The 1,797-nt window shown below is 65.0% G+C and carries 2 protein-coding genes; both read right to left on the bottom strand.

The window, feature by feature from the left end:
* Positions 1-211 precede the first annotated feature (211 nt).
* On the bottom strand, positions 212-628 hold the full coding sequence (locus tag WBA11_RS11085; protein ID WP_424520751.1) for a hypothetical protein: 417 nt from the start codon (positions 626-628) through the stop codon (positions 212-214).
* Positions 629-863: 235 nt separating this feature from the next.
* A partial coding sequence (locus tag WBA11_RS11080; RefSeq protein WP_424520750.1) for an adenylate/guanylate cyclase domain-containing protein occupies positions 864-1,797 on the bottom strand: 934 nt, incomplete at its 5' end.

The raw sequence follows: 1,797 nt of genomic DNA, 5'->3' as shown, positions 1-1,797 counted from the left end.
GAGCTGCGGGACTTCTTCGCGGCGGGTGGCCTGGTCGCGGCGTAGCGGTTGCGCAGTAGGGATTCTGTGGCCCCGTGGTCATCACCGGTCGCACGAGAGCGGCGGCGAGAGCCCGAACGTGGTGTGGCCTGCCAGCGCTTCTAGCGTAGCGAGGACCCTCTCGATCTGGCGCGACGACCAAACGCTCGCAGGACCCCCACGCTTCTCTGCCTCAGTTGAACATGGCGTCGTACGCCCGCTCGTCCGCGATCTCTATCCGCACGGGCTCCGACAAGCCGAGGTGAGCGACGACGCCTTCCCACGTGCTGAAAACGGATACAACCCCTCCCTTGGTCAGCTTCTCGGCCAGCAAATAGCTCAATGCCGTCTCAGTTAGCTTGCTCGAAATGACCGCGACTTGCCCCTCACTTGCAGACTCGGAGTCGAGGATCAACCGCGCAAACGACTTTAGGCTCGAGGGGCCCATGTCAAAAGAAGCGTGCCTGATGTCGATTATCGCACTGTACGACTTGTCATACAGCTCGTCGTTCCAGACTTGCTCCGTCAACGAGACGAGGTCTAGGTAGGATATCGGGCCGCTAAGGCGTTCCAGGATGAGTTTCGTCCCTGGAAGTATTGCGTAGTCCAAGTTGGCATTCATAGGCCCAATCGGCCGACCCGATCAAGTTTGGAGAGGGAACCACACCGGTTTTCGAACCACCGCGCTCGGAATCATCGCTTGGACAACGAGGGCAGGCGCGGTAAGGACCGGTGGTTCAATCAACCTCGAGGTCGACTGGAGAAGGTTGAATCCGTGATTCTACGCGATCGTACTCTGCACAAGAAGGCGGACCCGCACCTAGAACCGATCGCCCTCGAGGGCGCTACCCGCGTGCCGAGAGCGCGACCAGCCCCACCGGCTCCGCCTTCCCCCGCAGCGAGACCTCTCCCAGTTCCTCCGTCTCGGCCTCGAGGGCCGGCATCCGCGCCACCAGCGACGCCGACGCGATAAGTCGCCGACCTCGAGGACGGCACTCGCCCTCGATGCGCGCCGCCGTGTTGACCACGTCGCCCGAGTGGACGATGTCGCGCTTGAGGTCGCCGACCTCCGCCGTGACCACCTCACCGCCGTGGAGCCCCGCCTTGAACGACGGGACCTCGCCGTACCGCTTGCGGTAGCGCTCGGCGTTGGCCGCGATCCGAGACTCGACCAGGAAGAAGAACTCGACCGGCGCCCCGGTCTCCTCGGCCTGCTTCATCGTCCACGACACCATCACCTCGTCCCCGACGTACTGCACGATCCGCCCGCCGGTCGCGAGGACAGGCTCGGCGACGTCGGCGAAGAAGTCGTTTTTGAAGTCGGTGAACTTGAGGGGGCCGAGGCGTTCCGCCCACGCCGTCGAGTCGGTCAGGTCGAGGAAGGCGAACGCGCGCTCTTCGCGTCGAGGACGGCGGTACGTGCCCAGGAACAACGCTCTCAGTGTTGCCGGTCCCAGGACGCGTCGCAGTTGGAGCCCGAAGTTGATGAGGAAGCTGGCCGCGAGCAGGAGCGTAAAGAACGCAGCCAACGTCCCCGCGCTGAGGAGCGCTTGAAACTCTGGCGCTCGCAGCACGGTCATCGGTCCGGCTCCGAACCCGACCCACGAGACGAGGGTGATCATCAGCACCATCACGGCCGCGACCACGATCGCGTAGGCGACCGTCCGGGTGAGCAGCGCCGCCCACAGCGGGAGCGCCCGGCTCGACCGCGCGAGAGGGCCGCTCTCGAGCCACGCCGCCGCGGTCCCGATTAGGACACCGGTCAGGAGGGGGCGGAGG

It is taken from the genome of Rubrivirga sp. (genome assembly GCF_049648075.1).
Taxonomy (GTDB): Bacteria; Bacteroidota; Rhodothermia; order Rhodothermales; family Rubricoccaceae; genus Rubrivirga.
This window is presented reverse-complemented; position numbering and strand designations above follow the sequence as displayed.